This window comes from Pseudoalteromonas fuliginea (genome assembly GCF_000690055.1).
Taxonomy (GTDB): Bacteria; Pseudomonadota; Gammaproteobacteria; order Enterobacterales; family Alteromonadaceae; genus Pseudoalteromonas; species Pseudoalteromonas fuliginea.
This window is the reverse complement of the sequence record NZ_JJNZ01000003.1, coordinates 1-18422: the sequence shown is the minus strand read 5'-3', so window position 1 is coordinate 18422 and position 18422 is coordinate 1. Positions and strand designations below refer to the sequence as shown.

The 18422-nt window shown below is 39.2% G+C and carries 13 protein-coding genes and 1 pseudogene; 4 read left to right on the top strand and 10 right to left on the bottom strand.

What is annotated here, in order from left to right; all coding sequences use genetic code 11:
- The first annotated feature begins 1 nt into the window (after position 1).
- Positions 2-4504, top strand: a complete 4503-nt coding sequence (locus DC53_RS19350) for an EAL domain-containing protein (RefSeq protein WP_033028334.1) — start codon at positions 2-4, stop codon at positions 4502-4504.
- Between the two features lie 15 nt (positions 4505-4519).
- On the opposite strand, the gene DC53_RS19355 is transcribed toward DC53_RS19350, so the two are convergent.
- Positions 4520-5473 carry an ion transporter gene (locus tag DC53_RS19355; protein WP_033015870.1) on the bottom strand — a complete coding sequence of 318 codons (954 nt, stop codon included), beginning with the start codon at positions 5471-5473 and terminating at the stop codon, positions 4520-4522.
- Entirely contained in the window at positions 5473-8142 is a 2670-nt protein-coding gene (locus DC53_RS19360) for a bifunctional acetate--CoA ligase family protein/GNAT family N-acetyltransferase (protein ID WP_033028333.1), read from the bottom strand. The genes DC53_RS19355 and DC53_RS19360 overlap by 1 nt, the downstream gene beginning before the upstream one ends.
- 114 nt (positions 8143-8256) lie before the next feature.
- On the opposite strand from DC53_RS19360, the gene DC53_RS19365 reads away from it, so the two are divergent.
- Positions 8257-8973: an SIMPL domain-containing protein gene (locus tag DC53_RS19365; RefSeq protein WP_033028332.1), complete on the top strand. Its 717-nt coding sequence runs from the start codon at positions 8257-8259 to the stop codon at positions 8971-8973.
- Here the strand turns inward: DC53_RS19365 and DC53_RS19370 are convergent.
- From DC53_RS19370 to DC53_RS19405, 8 genes are all read right to left on the bottom strand, one after another.
- The gene (locus DC53_RS19370) at positions 8970-9638 is read right to left on the bottom strand and encodes a hypothetical protein (RefSeq protein ID WP_007376530.1); all 669 of its coding nucleotides are present in this window, start codon (positions 9636-9638) and stop codon (positions 8970-8972) included. The two genes, DC53_RS19365 and DC53_RS19370, sit on opposite strands and share 4 nt — an antisense overlap.
- An 89-nt stretch (positions 9639-9727) precedes the next feature.
- The gene (locus DC53_RS19375; protein ID WP_033028331.1) at positions 9728-11563 is read right to left on the bottom strand and encodes a DUF885 domain-containing protein; all 1836 of its coding nucleotides are present in this window, start codon (positions 11561-11563) and stop codon (positions 9728-9730) included.
- A 79-nt stretch (positions 11564-11642) separates the two neighbouring features.
- The gene (gene hemW, locus DC53_RS19380) at positions 11643-12779 is read right to left on the bottom strand and encodes a radical SAM family heme chaperone HemW (protein WP_033028330.1); all 1137 of its coding nucleotides are present in this window, start codon (positions 12777-12779) and stop codon (positions 11643-11645) included.
- Positions 12776-13375 carry an XTP/dITP diphosphatase gene (locus DC53_RS19385; RefSeq protein WP_033028329.1) on the bottom strand — a complete coding sequence of 200 codons (600 nt, stop codon included), beginning with the start codon at positions 13373-13375 and terminating at the stop codon, positions 12776-12778. Before DC53_RS19385 ends, hemW begins: the two co-directional genes overlap by 4 nt.
- Before the next feature lie 4 nt (positions 13376-13379).
- Positions 13380-13823 (bottom strand): DUF4426 domain-containing protein, encoded by a 444-nt coding sequence (locus tag DC53_RS19390; RefSeq protein WP_007376526.1) that lies wholly within the window; start codon positions 13821-13823, stop codon positions 13380-13382.
- A 60-nt stretch (positions 13824-13883) separates the two neighbouring features.
- Positions 13884-14417: a YggT family protein gene (locus DC53_RS19395; protein ID WP_002962568.1), complete on the bottom strand. Its 534-nt coding sequence runs from the start codon at positions 14415-14417 to the stop codon at positions 13884-13886.
- A 27-nt stretch (positions 14418-14444) separates the two neighbouring features.
- Entirely contained in the window at positions 14445-15266 is an 822-nt protein-coding gene (gene proC, locus DC53_RS19400; RefSeq protein WP_008136620.1) for a pyrroline-5-carboxylate reductase, read from the bottom strand.
- A gap of 17 nt (positions 15267-15283) precedes the next feature.
- Positions 15284-15997 (bottom strand): YggS family pyridoxal phosphate-dependent enzyme, encoded by a 714-nt coding sequence (locus tag DC53_RS19405; RefSeq protein WP_033028328.1) that lies wholly within the window; start codon positions 15995-15997, stop codon positions 15284-15286.
- A gap of 2 nt (positions 15998-15999) precedes the next feature.
- On the opposite strand from DC53_RS19405, the gene DC53_RS19410 reads away from it, so the two are divergent.
- Both DC53_RS19410 and DC53_RS0120265 read left to right on the top strand, forming a co-directional pair.
- The gene (locus DC53_RS19410; protein ID WP_008136622.1) at positions 16000-17040 is read left to right on the top strand and encodes a type IV pilus twitching motility protein PilT; all 1041 of its coding nucleotides are present in this window, start codon (positions 16000-16002) and stop codon (positions 17038-17040) included.
- Between the two features lie 9 nt (positions 17041-17049).
- Positions 17050-18187: pseudogene (locus tag DC53_RS0120265) on the top strand (PilT/PilU family type 4a pilus ATPase).
- Positions 18188-18422: the final 235 nt, after the last annotated feature.

The window sequence follows — 18422 nt, the reverse complement described above, 5'->3', positions numbered from 1 at the left end:
CATGAGCAGATGTGTTAACTGGATCATATGTAGTTTAATAGCTTTTACTGCTATTTTAAGCTCTCAAGTAGGCGCACAAGTGAAGCGTTTATCTCCAAACGAAGGTTTGTCACAGAGCTACGTTAACACTATGCTTATTGATAATAGCGGTTACTTATGGCTTTCGACAGAAGCGGGATTGAATCGTTATGATGGTTATCAGGTTATTCCTATTAATGGCCCTAATGGCGAATTAGAAGAAGCTATTATTGACCGTATTTACCAAGACCCTCAAGGCCATATTTGGATTGCATCATTGCTTGCGGGCTTGTTTAGGTACGACCCTGCAACTAACTCATACAAACAATTTCTAGAAAAACCCACTAGCGAAGAACAAATTATTAACGAATCTGCTTTTAGCATGCTAGCGATTGATGAAAAAACACTGTGGATTGGACGAGGTAGAGACTTTGCAAAGTTAGACATTGAAAGTGGCATAGTAACTTCTATTTTTGAGCTTTCACATGAATATAAGAACACTTTAGTTAGGGAGCTTTTTCACTACAATGGCTATATTTTTATTGGCACTAGCCACGGTGCTTATGTATTTGATATCGCGACGGAACAAATACGTCCACTACAGCATTTAAAGGGCGAGCCTGAACATATTTACCAAAATAATGTGAAAGCGTTCGCTTTAGACGAAAGTAATCAACTTCTCGTTGGTGCTGTAAAGGGGTTGTATCAAGTAGATATCAGTAATTTATCGAAGATGTTTGAGCGCCCCGACCTACCATTTAAAAATAAGGCTTTGTTGGCAGATTTAAATATTTGGCAAATTGTTAACGCTCATGGAAAAGTAGATTTAGCTACAGATAAAGGATTGTTTAAGTTTGACTTAACCAGTGGCGAATTGATTAAAAATACGCGTATAACGCAAAGTAAATATACGCTTGCTGATACTAGTATTATTGATATGGTAAAAGATAAATCAGGTGGCACATGGGTGGCGACCAAAACAGATGGCGCATTTTATTTATCAAACGATAATTATAATTTTAGTAATGTTGATGGCAGTTTATTAGGTGGTGATGGATTGTCGCATCATTCGGTGTGGGGCATTACCGAATACAATGATAAGTTATGGTTAGCCACGCACAATGGCATAACCGAGGTCGATTTAAAAGCCAATACAGGAAAGGTCTACTTAAAAGACTATAAAGTAGATTTACTAACAACCGAATTTACTGTTTATGAAATAATGCCCTATAAAAATAAATTGTGGCTTTACAGTAACCGAGGGCTGTTTGTTTTTGATCCAATTACACATGATGTTAGTAAACCAATAACAAAAAATCCTGCTAACCAAGATAAAATAAAAGGCTGGGTGCATGGTGTTACACTTATGCCAAATGGCGATTTATATTATGTGCACTCAGATCATGGCGTGTTTATTTATAACATTGATACGCAAATAGTGACTCGTTTAGGTGGTGAATTTGCACAATTTCAACCCTTCCTAGCCCATGGTTTTTTACCACCACTTTCTAGTAAACCCGATTCACCATTGTTTTTTAATGCGGGAATTTTATATCAAGTAAACCCTGAAAATTTTGCATTGAAAATGATTTATAAAGTACCCAAACAGCATGAAAATGTTGCTATTAGTGTGTTGTCGTATGTTATAGATAACAACAATATTTTATGGATATCATTGTCTAATTTTGGCCTAATAGGACTTGATGCTTTAACTTATCAGCTAGTACATACAATTGATTTGGAAAAAAATAAATTGGGCACTTTACTCTATGACATGGTGCTAGATGATGACGGTATGATTTGGATGAGTAGCCACAAAGGTATCTGGCGGTTAAACCCAAAAACATTACATTTTCAACAGTTTACTGTATCTGAAGGGCTGCTTTCGGCTGAATTTAATAGCAACGCAATGGCACGCCTAAAAGATGGCCGTATTGCATATGGTGGCTTAAAAGGTCTCACCTATTTCCAGCCAATGGAAAATAAAAATACTCAGGTGCTAATTGATCATGTCAATATTACACGAGTCAATTTGATGTCGCGTGATTTATCGTTTGATTTAAAGCAGCCACTAAATGAAGTTATTCTGAACCATGATGACATAGGACTTGAAGTTGCTTTTTCTGCTATGGCATTTAGTAATCAAGAGCGTATTATTTATGAGTATCAATTAGGCAATGGCCAGAAAACGTATACTCGCAATAATAATCGCGTTTTATTCCCTAAACTTAATCCGGGTAACTACCAATTAAAAGTGTGGGCGAAAGATCCACTTACAGGCAAATACACAGCACCTGCAACTTTAAAAATAAGAGTAAAATACCCGCTTTGGCGAGCGCCTTATTTTATGGTGCTATATGCAATGTTACTCGTTGCATTTGTAACAATGTGGGTGATGCGACGCAATAAAATTCAACGGATTCTATTAGCAGCAAATAAAGAGAGCAAAGAAAGTGAAGCCCGCTTAAAAATAGCGTTAGAAGGCAGTGAATCTGGGGTATGGGATTGGCAGTCAAGTAACCCCTCCATTTATCAGCCTCGGTTAAAAAATGAACTTGGCTACGATAATGAAACAGTGAGTTTGGATGATTATTTAGCTAAAATTCACCCGCAAGATAAACAATTATTTCGCTTAGAATGGTTAGAATTTTTATCTACTGATAAAGGTTACTTTAACTGTACCTACCGCCTGCGCCACGCAAAAGGCTATTGGCGGTGGTATAAAGATTTTGGCAAAGTTGTAGAGTGGGACGAAAAAAACCCGCAAAAAGTGGCGGGGACCTACACTAATATGACCCGTGAGATGGTATTTGAAGAGCATGCATTGTTGTTTACCGCAGCATTTGAGCAAACCCGTGATTGGGTGCTTATACTCGATAAAAACTTTAATATCCGTGCCTCAAATAAATCACTTCAAACAGCCTTTAACTTCTCTGCTGAGTCGCTTTCTAGTCGCTCTCTAAATTTAGGAATTTCACGCAGCAATCGTTTTGGCTATTTACGGATTATACAAAAACTATTAGTTGGCGAGCATTTCACTTGCGAAGATACTGTAGTGCTTGCAAATGGTGAGTCTCATTATGTATTAGTGAAAATAAGTGCAGTGGCCGATAACGAGCAACGATTAAATAGTTATGTTGTTATATTAACGGATATAAGCGCTCAAAAATCAGCTGAAAATGAACTTCATTTGCTCGCTAATTACGATGTATTAACGGGATTACCAAACCGTACGTTGTTTAACGATCGTGTTGGGCATGCGTTAGAACAAGCAAAAAAGCACAGCTGTAAAGTTGCACTGTTATACATAAATATTAAGCGCTTTAAGTACTTTAATGATTCCTTAGGGCACGAAGCGGGTGATGAATTAATTAAAAAAGTCGCAGAGAGATTAAAATGTGCATTACGCCCATCAGATAGTGTCGCACGTTTTAGTGGTGATGAATTTGTTGCGCTCGTAGAGGATGTTCATAAAATAGAAGAGGTTTTACTTATATGCGTAAAACTAATGGATTGCGTAAACCAAAATATTAGTGTTAGCGGACAGGTCGTTAATATTAATTTAAGTATTGGTGTTGCTATATCTCCTGATGATGCAAAAGAAAGCGCTACATTATTAAAAGCGGCTAACATTGCGCTTTACCATGCTAAAGATTCACTTGAAAGTAGCTATCAATTCTATAAACAAGAAATGAATCAGCATGTACAAAAAACACTTCACCTGGAGTCACAACTTACTAAAGCTTATCAAGAACATGAATTTTGTAATTATTACCAACCCATTGTTAACGCAAAAACTTATATTACAGAAGGGTTTGAAGTGTTATTACGCTGGCCTGAAAATAATCTTATCCAAACTCAAGAATTTTCTTTAGCGGCTGAAGGCATTGGTTTAATAACAAAGATAATGCTGCAAACATTGGCGCGTGCTTTAGAGGATTTGAAAGAGTGGCGTAAGGTATCGCCGAAGCTTTATTTATCAATAAATTTATCGGCACTTGATTTTGAGTTTATAGAGTTAGTGCCAGAGATCAGAAAAGCCCTAAGTAATGCCAATATACCCTCAGACGCGATTGTATTTGAAATTACCGAGTCGATACTTATGCGTGATTCAAAACAAGCATTGCACAGTATGGAGATGCTTAAAAGTTTGGGCTGCAAGCTTTATATGGATGATTTCGGTACTGGTTATGCTTCATTGACTTATCTAAAACGTTTTCCTATCGACGTACTAAAAATTGATAAGAGCTTTGTACAAGACATAGGCATAGACTCTGACGACGAAGCCATTATTCAATCAATACTTGCCCTTGCACACAGTTTAGGTAAAGAATGTGTAGCAGAGGGGGTTGAAAGCTCACATCAGCTCGCCTTTTTAAAAGAAAGAGGATGCAGGCATTTCCAAGGCTACTTATTTAGTAAACCTGTACCAAATAACGAAGTACTACCACTTATTAATCGCGATTGGAGTGATATGTTCAATTGATAATATTGTACTTATTTAAGGCCTTTTACCGCAGTGCCTGCAAAATAAATGGCCATTGTGCTCATTTAACTGTGTTTTAATAGCCTTATTAGCTTCTAGTTTACTCAAGCCTAACTTATAGCGTAGTTCTTCTAGGTGTTCTTGTTGAGTATCATTAAGAGTACCATTTTGAATTTGTTCATGTACGGCATCTTCAAAAAACTGGCGGCGTTTACGTATTTGTTCTGAAAAACTAGACGCGAGTAAACCGGTAGGTATAGCAACCATTCCCATGCTCAGTAGTGTGATAACCCCGCCGAAAAACTTACCTAATGGCGTTATAGGTACTACATCGCCATAACCAACGGTTGTTAATGTTGCCATTGCCCACCACATAGCAGCGGGAATCGAGCCAAATTTATCGGGTTGTATGTCGTGCTCAATTAAGTAAATTCCGCATGAAGCTAAAATAAGCACCACTGCCATAATAAAAAAAGCAGCCATTAGTGAACTACCTTCATCGTTAAAGGCTTTTAAAAGTAGTTGCATGGCGCGTGAGTAGCGTGTGAGTTTAAATACTCTTAATAGTCGAAGCACACGTAAAAAACGTAAATCGAGAGGAAATAAAAACATCATTAAGCTCGGCAAAATCGCGATTAAATCAACAATTGCCAAAGGGGAGAAAAAATAACTAAGCCGACGTTTGGTATTAGATCCTTTTATTGCAGCATATTGTGTTTTATCTACGCAAGCCCAAAGTCTGGCTAAGTACTCAATAGCAAAAATAGCGACTGAGACAATTTCTAAAACTAAGAATTCGTTGTAATACTGCTCTACCACACTTGGGATTGATTCAATAACAATGGCTACAACGTTGATCATTATTAAGCTAATGAGTGCAATATCAAGAATATGCCCTGCTCGGCGGTACTGGCCTGTGCCTTCAAACAGGCAAGCCAATTTTTGTCTTAAAGTCTGCGAATTATTCATTATGTAAGTTTGAGTACCATGTTAATACTGCCCTCTTCAAAGTCGCGGCTAATTTTAAAACCTAGCTTACGGGCAAGCTCAATCATCCCTGTATTCTCAGGTAAGGTTATGCCTTCAATCGACTCCACACTTTGGCGTTTGCAGTGATTAATTGCAGCGCTCATTAGTATACGACCAAGCCCTAAGCCTTGGCAGTCTGAGCGTACTACAATAGCAAATTCAGCGTGTAGGTTATCGGGATCCATAATGACGCGAGATACACCCAAAGTGCGGGTTTTACCTTCAAAGCGTTGGCAAACAATAAACGCCATTTCACGGTCGTAATCAATTTGGGTCATTTTAGCGAGTTGATCGTGGTTAAACTGTGGAAGCTCGCCAAAAAAACGTTTATATCTGTCTTCTTTATTAAGTGACTCGTCAAATACTTTATGAGCTTGTTCATCTTCTGGTTTTATCGGTCTGAGCGTAGCTTGGGTGTTATTCTTAAGTGTTACCACTTCAACAAGTTCAATAGGGTAGGGACGAATAGATAACCGCTTACGATTGCTCTGAGCTTGATAGCGATTAAGTGTCATAGTGGCATCAAGCACTAAAAACTGCCCATTACTGGCAAGAATAGGATTTAATTCCATTGAGCTAATGTCAGGTTGATCAATTACTAACTGAGAAATGCGTGTTAGCAGTGCACACAAGCGATACTTATCAACCTTTTCTGGGAGTATGCGCTCCTTTAATACGCCTTTGTCGTGCGCTGCAGCAATTAAATACTTTGCCAAGTTCATATTTAGTGGAGGCAGTGCAACGGCGGCTTGTGCATATTCAAGGCCAGTGCCTGCTTCACCTAATAATATAACAGGGCCAAAATTAGGCTCTGTTTTGATCGCAATTCGCAGCTCATTTGCTCCTGCTCGTGGCGCCATTTTTTGTAATGAAAACCCTTCAATAACAGCATCCGGATAAGTGTTTTTAATACGGATAAGCATTGCAAAAGCAGTTTGTTCAACCTCGTTGGCGTCGTTTAAGTTAAGTACCACACCACCGACTTCAGACTTCGAGGCAATACTTGGACTAATAAGTTTCAACGCGACCGGAAAGCCAAGCTCTATGGCTTGCTCTTTGGCTTCTGTTGGGGTGTAAGCGACCTCAGTTTGAATGCATTTAATACCATAGTGGTTTAATATTTGACTTGCCTGATGAGTAGGTAAGTAGCTTTGTCCGTCATCTAAAAACTCATTAATAAGCGCTTTAGCTGCCACTTTATTTATTTTAGCGTCATCAGTGTTCGACTCAGGTGTTTGCGTTAAATGCTTTTGGTTACGACGATACGTTACCAAGTGCATAAACGCGCCTACAGCACCCTCTGGTGTTCTATAAGTTGGTATTGCGTTGTTTGAGCACACTCTTCTGGCGGCGTAAGATGCGTCTTCACCCATAAAGTTAGTTATAACGTAAGGGCGCGCCATTTTGGGTAATGTTTGTAAGGTTTCTACAATAATGTTGGCGTAGTCTTCGCTGGGCGCAAGCGCTGAGGGAGTATGGATAATCAGTAAGTTTTTAACTTCTTTTGCGTGCAGTAAAATTTCTAATGCTTGCTTATAACGCGCAGGTGCTGAGTCGCCAAAAATATCCACAGGGTTTGAGGTGGTTTCTGATTGCGGAATGACTTTATTTAGCGCATTTCGGGTTTCAATGCTTAGTTCTGCTAATTTACCGGAGCTTTGAATAAGTTCATCAACGGCCATAACACCTGGGCCGCCACCATTAGTTAAAATTGTCAGTTGTTCTACTTTTAATAATTTTGGATGCATGGCGAGTGTTTGTGTCGCTGCAAATAGCTCTCGTAAATCATTTACACGCAGCATACCCGCTCGTTGGAATAACGCATCATAAACAGCATCAGAGCTTTGCTTTGCGCCGGTGTGAATTTCGGCTGCAAGTGCGCCCGCAGTTGTTTTACCTGTTTTAATCGCAATTACAGGCTTACTAAAGGCCGCTGCTCTTGCTGCTGATATAAAGCCACGAATATCTTTAATGTTATCTATGTAGAGTAAAATAGCTTTAGTTTTAGCATCACGACCTAAAAAATCGAGTAGTTCATTAAAGTTTATATCAAGGCAATCGCCTACCGAGACAAAATATGAAAAGCCAATTTCTTTGTTTTTAGCCCAATCTAAAATGGTTGAGCATACTGCTGCTGATTGCGATACAAATGCAATTTTACCTGGGCTTGCCACAGTATGTGAAAAGCTCGCATTTAAACCAATATGAGGGATCAGCAAGCCTAAACAATTGGGTCCAAGCAAAGTCACTTGCTGGGTTTGAGCACATGCTTTAAGCGCGCTTTTTTGCTCTCCAGAAAGTCCATCTGCAATAACAATAGCCGTTTTACAGCCAAGCTCTCCAAGCTGCTCAATAACATCAATTAAGGTATTTTTATTAGTACAAATAACAGCAAGATCGGGGACTTTTGGTAAATCAGCAATAGAGGGGTAAGCAAGTACGCCATGTACTGCGCTATGGCTTGGAGTAACTGGCATTATCGGCCCTTTAAAGCCACCTTGGAGTAAGTTGCGCATAACTACAAAACCAGCACGAGTTGATGTATTAGAGGCGCCAATAACAGCCACTGAGCTTGGGTTAAAAAACTGGGTAATACGCTTAAGGCTCATGGCTTTTCCTAGGTTGATTAAATTTTGCGTTATTTATAGTCTCAATGTACCCTGTTTACTGTGTTATTTCGAGCGTCTCGATGCTTATTATTGATATCAATCAAGGAGATTATTGTGAATAAACAACCCGGTTTTTACATTGTTATAGCGGCTATTTGTTTAAGTATAGGCTTAATTAGCTTAGGGTTTATTTTAAAAAGTACCGCTCTGGGTGTGAAAGGAATGGAACGTACTGTGCAGGTTAAGGGATTGGCCGAGCGAGAAGTAATAGCTGATACGGTAATTTGGCCTCTGCAATTTAGTGATGCCGACAATGATCTTGAAAAATTAGTCAGCCGAGTTGAGAAAAAAAATGATGCGGTAACTGCTTTTTTAAAACTGCATGGTTTTGACGACGATGAAATAACTATAGGTAGCCAATCAGTTATTGATAAACAATCACGTGAATACAGTAATGAAAATCAAAAGTTTAGATACATAATACGCTCAAATATTATTGTTTATTCAAATGCACCAGATAAAGTACAAAACGCGCTGAGTAAAGTAAGCCAGCTTGCTAAACAAAATATCGCAATAGTGCAGGATAGTTACGAAACAAAAGTTGAATACATTTTTACAGGCCTCAATGATGTAAAACCTGCGATGGTGCAAGAAGCAACTGAAAAAGCGCGTGAAGTCGCTAATAAATTTGCTAAAGACTCTAATTCAAAATTAGGCAAAATAAAAACAGCTCGCCAAGGGCAATTTAGTATCAGTAATCGCAATTCAAACACTCCACAAATCAAAAAAATACGCGTTGTTACTAGTGTTGAATATTATTTAGATGACTAAATTGCTCTAATTAAATGCGCCACCTGTGCGGTTGAACGCTGCAAGTAAGCAGCACTAAGTAAAATGCTAGTTTCGTTAAGGCCTGCGCCTTTTAATGTATTTGCCAGTTGCTGTTTAGCCATTGGGTTTTGTTTTTGCTCTATTTCCATGAGCGCTAATAACGCTGAAAACTCATGTTTAACCGGCGTGCTTGGCTTATTCGCATACGCAATGTAACAAGCTACGGGTGTTAGGCCGCGATCGTTTGGCTGGGCAAGGGCTTTTACTAAATCATCGTTAGATTCAAACAGCATTAAAGAGCGCACATAATTAAAAGGTAATTTTTGATCGTCGGCGTGTTTAAACACATTATGCAGCGCGTTATTGCCCCGCACGTCTTGCGCTAAAAAGCCTTTATTAACTTTAAGTGCTGGGGTAAAAAAGGTTAACGTATCTGTTGTTGTCAATTGGTTTATAAACGCGGCTGGAGGTGCATTGGTAGTTAAAATACGCGTTGCCACATTTTGCATAAAGTCGTATTTAATGCTCATACGCTGAGTGCTTTCATATAAATGATTTAGCTGCAATGTCTGTTGGGCTGGGCTTAACTGTTTAAAGTCGTTATCAAGCTCATCTAGCTGATGCTTTGAAATACGTGCGTTAAGTAGTTGTATGCTTAAATCCATTATTATTTCCAAAGTCTTTTTTGCTACTATAAAACAAAAAAGGTCGCAAATGCGACCTTTCATCTTTAAAGCAATTGTTTAAATTGGTTTTAAGCTTTTTTGCTTGCTACCCATTCATTAACAAAGTTTTCTAGTACATTAAGTGGTACAGGACCATTTTTAAGGACAACGTCGTGGAACTGGCGAATATCAAACTTATCACCCAGTTGCTTTTTAGCGTCTTCACGAAGCTCTAAAATCTTAAGCATACCCACTTTATAAGCCGTTGCTTGTGAAGGCATTACAATGTGACGCTCAACCATTTTAACACCGTCAGATGTTGCATTAGGCGTATTATTTACGTAGTAATCAATACCTTCTTGACGAGTCCACTTCATCGCGTGAATACCCGTATCAACCACTAGACGACATGCGCGCCATAGCTCCATTGAAAGACGACCAAAATCTGAGTAAGGGTCTGAGTACATGCCCATTTCTTTAGGAATGAACTCTGAGTATAAACCCCAACCTTCAATATACGCTGTGTAGCCACCAAATTTACGAAACTTAGGAACGCCTTCTAGTTCTTGCGAAATAGCTATTTGCATGTGGTGGCCCGGAATACCTTCGTGGTATGCCAGCGCTTCCATTTGATACGTTGGCATAGCTTCCATATCGTAAAGGTTAGCGTAGTAAACACCAGGGCGTGAGCCATCAGGAGCTGGCTGTTGGTAAAATGCTTTACCTGCCGCTTTTTCACGGAATGCTTCAACCGCTTTTACTTTTAAATCAGCTTTTGGTTTAACAATGAATAGCTCATCTAAACGAGTTTTCATTGTATCAATAAGCCCTGTTGCTTCATCAAGGTAGCGTTGTTTACCTTGTGCATCATTAGGGTAGTAAAATTGTTTGTCAGTTTTCATAAACTGCATAAACGCTTTTAAGTCGCCTTTAAAGCCAACTTTATCTTTAATTTCACGCATTTCATCATGAATACGTGTTACTTCAGACAGGCCAATTGCATGAATTTCTTTAGCCGTTAAATCTGTAGTTGTAGTGCGCTTAAGTGCGTTGTTATAAAACGCTTCGCCATCAGGTAATTTCCATGCGCCATCACGGTTATCTGCACGTTTTTCTAACTGTGCTAGGTAGTTAATTAGCTTAGAGTAAGATGGTTTAACAGCCGATTTTAATGCATCTGATGCATCGCTGATTAACGAGTCTTTTTCGTTTTGGCTAATTTCAAGCACTGCTACTTTACGTTTAAAATCAGCAAGCAATGTAGAATCATCGCCTTTTTCGAATGGGGCACCGTGAATAATGTTTTTACTTGAATCAATAACATGCGGGAACACAAATTTAGGAGCGATAATGCCTTTTTCTGCACGTACATTTAAATCAGTAATAAGCTGATCAATAACCTCAGTAACACCATTTAAACGTGAAATGTAGTCTTTAGCTTCTTTTGCATTACTAATTGAGTGCTGATTAATTAAAAACGCAGGGATCATAGAATGCGTACCAAACATTTGGTTCACAGGGTAATTATGGTAACGCCATTTAAAGTCGGCAATTGAACTTTCAAGATCTTGTTTTTTTAAGTCGTAACTTACTTTTGTTGCATCATCTAATAAATCACGATTAATTGCTTTTAATGCAACTAGGTCAGCTTTTGTTTGTGCTAAATCTTTAAGCTTTCTTTCTTCGCTGCCATCGTCCCACTTATCGTAATCTTGCTTAATACCCATATATGTTTGATATACAGGACTGCTCATTACATCGCGATTAAATGTATCTTCAAAAAATGCATTCGCTTTGTCGATTTCACTTTGTTGTGATTGAACTGCTTGTGCAACAGAGGCTGGAGTTGATTGTTGTGTTGTTTGCTGGCAACCAGCAAGCAGTGCAACGCTTACAGCCGCTGCAATAAAAGTAAGTTTACGCATTGTTTTCCCTTTTGTTGTTAGAAACCCATTAGGGTGTTTTATATTTATTCGCTTTATATTGTCGTGTAGTGCCTTAGCGCTACACGAACAATTCTAGTAGGTCATTTAAAAAGCGATGACCTTTTAAGGTTACCTGCCAATGGCTGTCTGTTTGAGTCAATAAACCTTTATTAAGTGCTTGGTTTAGTGCGCTTTGTTGACTTTGCAGTGGCAGTATTGTTAGTTTATTAAAATCATTAATTGGGCAAGGCTCAACAAGGCGAAAGCGATTCATAAAAAATTCAAATGCTAAATCGTCTTGCTCTACATGCCAGCTTTTGTACATATACGGTTTAATTAAATCCATATAACCGCGCGGGTGCTTAACCTTTTCGGTGCGCGTTATAAGCCCTGTATTTTCATCAGTAACCTTACCATGTGCGCCGCAGCCAATACCAAGATAATCGCCAAAACGCCAATAATTCAAGTTATGTTGGCATTGATAGCCCGGTTTTGCATAACCCGATATTTCGTATTGTACGTAACCGGCTTGCTTGAGTAATTCTACTCCTTGTTCTTGAATGTCCCACAGTGTTTCGTCTTGTGGCAAGGTAGGGGGTTTTGAAGCAAACTGCGTATTGGGTTCAATAGTTAGTTGATACCAAGATATATGTGGTGGATCGAGCGCTATAATTTGCTTTAAATCACTCAGTGCATCGTCAAGAGTTTGCCCTGGTAAGCCGTGCATTAAATCAAGGTTAAAGCTATTTAAACCGGCTTCTTTAGCCTGCTGTGCAGCATAATTAGCCTCGTCGCTGCCATGAATCCGACCAAGTGCTTTTAACTTGTCGTTTTGCATGCTTTGTACACCAATAGAAATACGGTTAATGCCTGCTTTTACGTAATCTTTAAAGCGACCTGTTTCTACTGTACCAGGGTTGGCTTCAAGGGTAATTTCGCAGTGTTCTTCAAGCCCAATTAGGTTGTCGACTTCATTTAATAATCGGGTATAAGCTGCACCAGTTAATAAGCTCGGCGTGCCGCCACCAATAAAAATACTGTGAATTTTACGCCCTTGTACTAAGTGCAAATCAGCTTTTAAGTCATCAATTAAGTGTTGAACATATTCAGCTTCAGGTATTTCACCTTTTTGTCCGTGGCTATTAAAATCGCAGTACGGGCATTTTTGCACGCACCAAGGCACATGCACATATAAGCTCAGTGGTGGAAGGTTCACAGGCCGCCTTTTTGCTGTAGTTCTAGTAATAATTTTTGCAGCGCTTGTCCGCGATGACTCACTGCATTTTTTTGCTCTTTTGTAAGCTCAGCACTGGTGCAATTTTGTTCTGCTACAAAAAACACTGGATCGTAACCAAATCCACCGTTGCCATTTTGAGTGAGCGTAATTTCGCCCTCCCAACTAGCACTACAAATAAGCGGAGTCGGGTCGTCTGCGTGGCGCATTAACACCAGTACACACCAAAAACGTGCACTTCGGATAGGATTATTACCTAAATCAACGAGTAACTTATCAATGTTATCTTGATCACTGGCACCTGTACCTGCAAAGCGAGCAGAATACACACCGGGCGCACCATTTAAGCCATCAACTTCTAAACCGGAGTCATCGGCAATAGCTGGCATGCCGGTAATTTTAGCGGCATGGCGCGCTTTAATAATGGCATTTTCAACAAAGGTAGTACCGGTTTCGGCAACTTCACCTACGTTAAAGTCGCTCTGTGGAACTACATTAATATTCAGAGAGCTTAGCATATTAGCTAGCTCTTTTACTTTGCCAGGGTTACCTGTAGCAAGTACTAAAGTTTTGGTCATGTTATTAATCTACGTAAAATTTTTGCTGAAACTGTAATTTTTGAAATTGATTACTTTGCTGTATTTCAATCTCAAAGCGTAAAATCTCTTCGTTGGTGTAATCAACTTGGGCAAGGTAATAAATTGAATCACCTTCTTTTACTTCTTTAAAAGTAAGCGTTTGTTTGTTGCCAAGTAGGTTTCTAGCTGTGCCAGTAAGCTTTGCTGTTTGGGCTGTATTTTCGGCATCATTTTTTAAAACAGAAATATTCACAATGCCTTTGTATCCGCTTCGCTCAAGGCCATACGCTTTTGCTATTTTTGGCTGAATAAAAGTAGAAGGAAAAGCAATGTAATGCACTTGCCATGGGCCAAGCTCTTTGTATTGTGCGCCTTGCATTTCTTCGCTTTGCGCGTTAAATGCAAATGCTAAACAAGCAATAAAACAAAACTTAATTAAACGGTTCATTATGTATTCCTCAAAACATATAAAAAAGAGGCCTTTGGGCCTCTAATTAAAAAATCCATATTAGACTAAAAAATCCATAAGCAGCATTTGCAAAAACTGAATACCAATAATAAGTACTAAAACTGATAAATCTAAGCCACCCATTGATGGCAATATTTTACGAATTGGTTTTAGCATTGGTTCAGTAAGCTGATGGAAAACCGCTTCTATAGGGTTATAACCTTGGCTAACCCAACTTAAAATAGCGCGAATAATAAGTACCCAAAATACTAAATTAAGGCCTTCTTTTAGTACCGTTATAAGTGCTTGAATAAGTACAGGCTGTATTGCCCACGCATTATATATAACAAGCATTAAAGTACTGATTTTGGCTACAGCGACTATAAATGCCAGCAACAGAGAAGCTAAATCAAGCCCACCAAATCCAGGAATGATTTTACGCAGAGGTTTTACTGCAAACGAAGTGGCTTTAACCACAAACTGGCTCATTGGGTTGTAAAAGTCGGCTTTTGCCCACTGCAGCCAAAAGCGCAGTAATACCACCATTAAAAACAAATCAAACAAGGTACTGATTAAAAATTGCATGGCATTCATAGTGTAACCTTCAATAAAAAAGTAGTTTTAAAGTTCTTTTTCCATTTGCTCTGCACGCGCAATACACGCATCCATTGCATCGCCAACGGTTTTAGTTAAGCCTTCATCTTTTAAGTGCTCAACAGCTGCGTGAGTAGTACCGCCTTTAGATGTTACGTTCGAACGTAGTTGCGAAATACTAATATCAGGCTGGCTAAGTGCCATTTCGGCGGCGCCAAGGGCTGTTTGTTGCACTAAACGACGAGCGTCTTCGTCGTTAAAGCCCAGTGCTTTGGCTTTTTCTTCAATGGCTTCCATAAACAAGAAAAAGTAAGCAGGTGATGAGCCGGTCACAGCAATAATATCGTTTATTTGTGACTCTTCTTCAACCCATACCACAATGCCAGTGCATTCAAAAACTTGTTGTACAAATTCGTGTTCGCTTTGTGTTTCGCCCGCACCATATAAACCTGATACTCCGCGACCTAATAAAGACGGTGTATTTGGCATGCAACGTATCATTTTAACGTCTTGACCTAGCATTTCGCGCAAACGTTTTACGGTTAAGCCCGCAGCAACAGAAATAAACAGTTTATTGCTAAAGTCTATGCCTGACTCTTGAAACGATTTACATAAATCGCCCATCATTTGTGGTTTAACAGACAAAACAATTACATCAGCATCGCGCAGGGCTTCGTTATTGTCACTGGTGGTTTGCACCTTGAAATCAAATGCTACCTTTGCAAGCTTTTCTTGGTTGCGGTTAGTTGCAATAATATTACTTGCGTTAAAACCGTTTTTTACCATGCCACCAATAATGGCGTAACTCATATTACCTGTGCCTATAAATGCGATTTTTTTATCTGACATAAATCTGTTATCACCTTTTAAGTTCGTGTTCCAAAAATGTCTGTGCCGATCCTCACCATGGTTGAACCTGCACTAATGGCAGCTCCAACATCGTTACTCATACCAATCGACAAAGTATCTACTTGAGGATATTGGGTCTTTAGTTTATCAAAGCAAGTTTGCAATTGCTCAAAAGATTGAATTTGTGTATCCAGTTTGTCGCTTTTAGCAGGAATTGCCATTAAACCTCGAAGTGTTAGGTGCTCACATTGGTTTATATAATCGGCAAGTTCATCTATTTCATCGCGGTGGCAACCTGACTTTGCTTCCTCATTACTTATATTTACTTGAATAAGTACATTTAGAGGCGCTTTATCGCCTGGGCGCTGGGAGTTTAATCGTTTCGCTATTTTCATGCGATCAACGCTTTGCACCCAGTCAAAATTGGCAGCCACTAAGGCACTTTTATTGGATTGAATAGGGCCAATGAAATGCCAAATGATGTCGCTATATGACTGTAGTTGAGCTATTTTATCTATAGCCTCTTGAACATAAGATTCACCAAATTCGCGCTGGCCGTGTTTGTAAGCTGCAATTATATCTTCGCTTGGTTTCGTTTTAGACACTGCCAGCAAGGTTATTTCGTTGTTATTTCGCTGTGCATTTTTTGCAGCCATTGCAATTCTAGCGTAGGCGGATGTGAGTCGTTCTGCTATTGTAACCATATATTTATCAGTTAGTTGTGGAGTCATAAATGGATATTACCGAATTATTAGCGTTTAGTGTGCAACATAAAGCATCCGATTTACACCTATCGTCGGGTGTTTCACCTATGATACGCGTAGACGGTGATGTTCGTCGCATTAATATACCTGCATTAGAAGATAAAGACGTAAACAGTCTGGTTTACGATATTATGAACGATAATCAACGCAAGGACTACGAACAAAACCTCGAAGTGGATTTTTCGTTTGAAGTACCTAATTTAGCACGCTTTCGTGTGAATGCGTTTAACTCTAATCGCGGGCCTGCTGCGGTATTTCGTACCATACCAAGTGAAGTGTTAACGCTTGATGATTTAGGTGCGCCAGAAATTTTTAAAAAGATATCTGATACTCCACGAGGACTAGTTCTGGTTACAGGGCCTACGGGTTCGGGTAAATCAACAACACTTGCCGCGATGGTCGATTATATAAATCAAAATAAACATCATCATATTTTAACAATTGAAGATCCAATCGAGTTTGTTCACGATAATAAATTAAGCCTTATTAATCAACGTGAGGTACATCGCGATACTCATAGCTTTTCAAACGCGCTACGTAGTGCTCTGCGTGAAGACCCTGATGTGATATTAGTCGGTGAGCTACGTGATTTAGAAACAATTCGTCTTGCAATGACCGCAGCCGAAACCGGGCACTTGGTATTTGGTACGCTACATACCACTTCAGCACCAAAAACGATTGACCGTATTATCGATGTATTTCCTGGTGAAGAAAAAGCAATGATCCGTTCAATGTTGTCTGAATCATTACGCGCAGTAATTTCACAAACATTACTTAAAAAAGTGGGTGGTGGGCGAGTCGCTGCACATGAAATTATGATTGCAGTGCCTGCTATTCGTAACTTAATTCGTGAAGATAAAGTAGCGCAAATGTATTCATCTATCCAAACTGGCGCATCCGTTGGTATGCAAACAATGGATCAGTGTTTAACAAACTTAGTTAATCACGGTATTGTTAGTAACGTTGCAGCTAAAGAAAAAGCACAAGACAAAACACAATTTGGCGGTTAAGGAACTATTATGACGTTATCTTTAAATCATTTTTTACTGTTAATGATTGAGAAAAAAGGCTCTGATTTATTTGTATCAAGTAGGTTGCCTGTAAGCGCTAAAATAAATGGCGAACTTATCCACTTAGGTGATGAAAAGTTAACTGATGAAGAAGCGCTCGAGCTTGTTGAGTCTGCTATGAGCGAAAAGCAAAAAGCGGAGTATCACGCAACTAAAGAATGCAACTTTGCGATTGCAACTGACGAAGGGCGTTTTCGTATTTCTGCCTTTTGGCAGCGTGATAGAGCCGGTATGGTTATTCGTCGAATAGTTACGCAAATACCTGATGTAGAAGAGTTAGGTCTGCCTTCTACGCTAACGGATGTAATTATGTCTAAGCGTGGGCTTGTGTTATTTGTGGGTGGTACAGGGACGGGTAAATCAACGTCTTTAGCGGCGCTTATTGGTTATAGAAATCGTCATCAACGTGGTCACATTTTAACAATTGAAGATCCTATTGAGTTTGTTCACGAACATCGTAAAAGTATTATTACTCAGCGCGAAGTAGGGCTTGATACAGAAAGTTTTGAATCAGCACTCAAGAGCTCATTGCGCCAAGCACCCGATGTAATTTTGATTGGTGAAATACGCTCACAAGAAACCATGGAATATGCACTTAGCTTTGCTGAAACAGGTCATTTATGTGTTGCTACACTACACGCTAATAATGCTAACCAAGCTATTGATCGAATAATGCATTTAGTACCTAAAGAAAAGCACGATAAGCTTAAATACGATTTAGCGCTAAATTTGCGCGCTATTATTGCTCAACAGTTATTACCTACTTCTGATGGTGAAGGTCGTGTTGCAGCAATCGAAATACTACTTAACTCGCCGATGATTGCAGAGCTCATTAAAAATGGTGATATTGGTGGTATTAAAGAGGCGATGGCAAAATCGAAAGAAATGGGCATGCAAACTTTTGATCAAGCATTATTTGAACTTTATAAACAACAATCAATTAACTATGCTGATGCGCATGCACCATGCTGACTCGCCGAATGATTTACGTTTGATGATTAAACTACGTAATAATGAACAACAAGGAGCTGGTTTTTTACAAGGTGTAACGATAGATGGTTTAGATGGAAAAGACAGTAACTACTAAATGCTAAATGAAAAATATAAAAGCGCCAAGTTGGCGCTTTTATATTTTATACGGCCTTATTATTCACCGTAACTAGGGCGTGTTGATCTTTGTGGATTGAAATTTGTTCAATCTAGGGGCGATTAAATCGCGGCGTGAGGTTTGTAACCTAGTGGGCTAAGTAAAAACCGAGCAACAAAGAGTTAATCGTCCCTAGAAAGAACCCAAAGGGCAGTGCATGTTTGGTATTTATGCT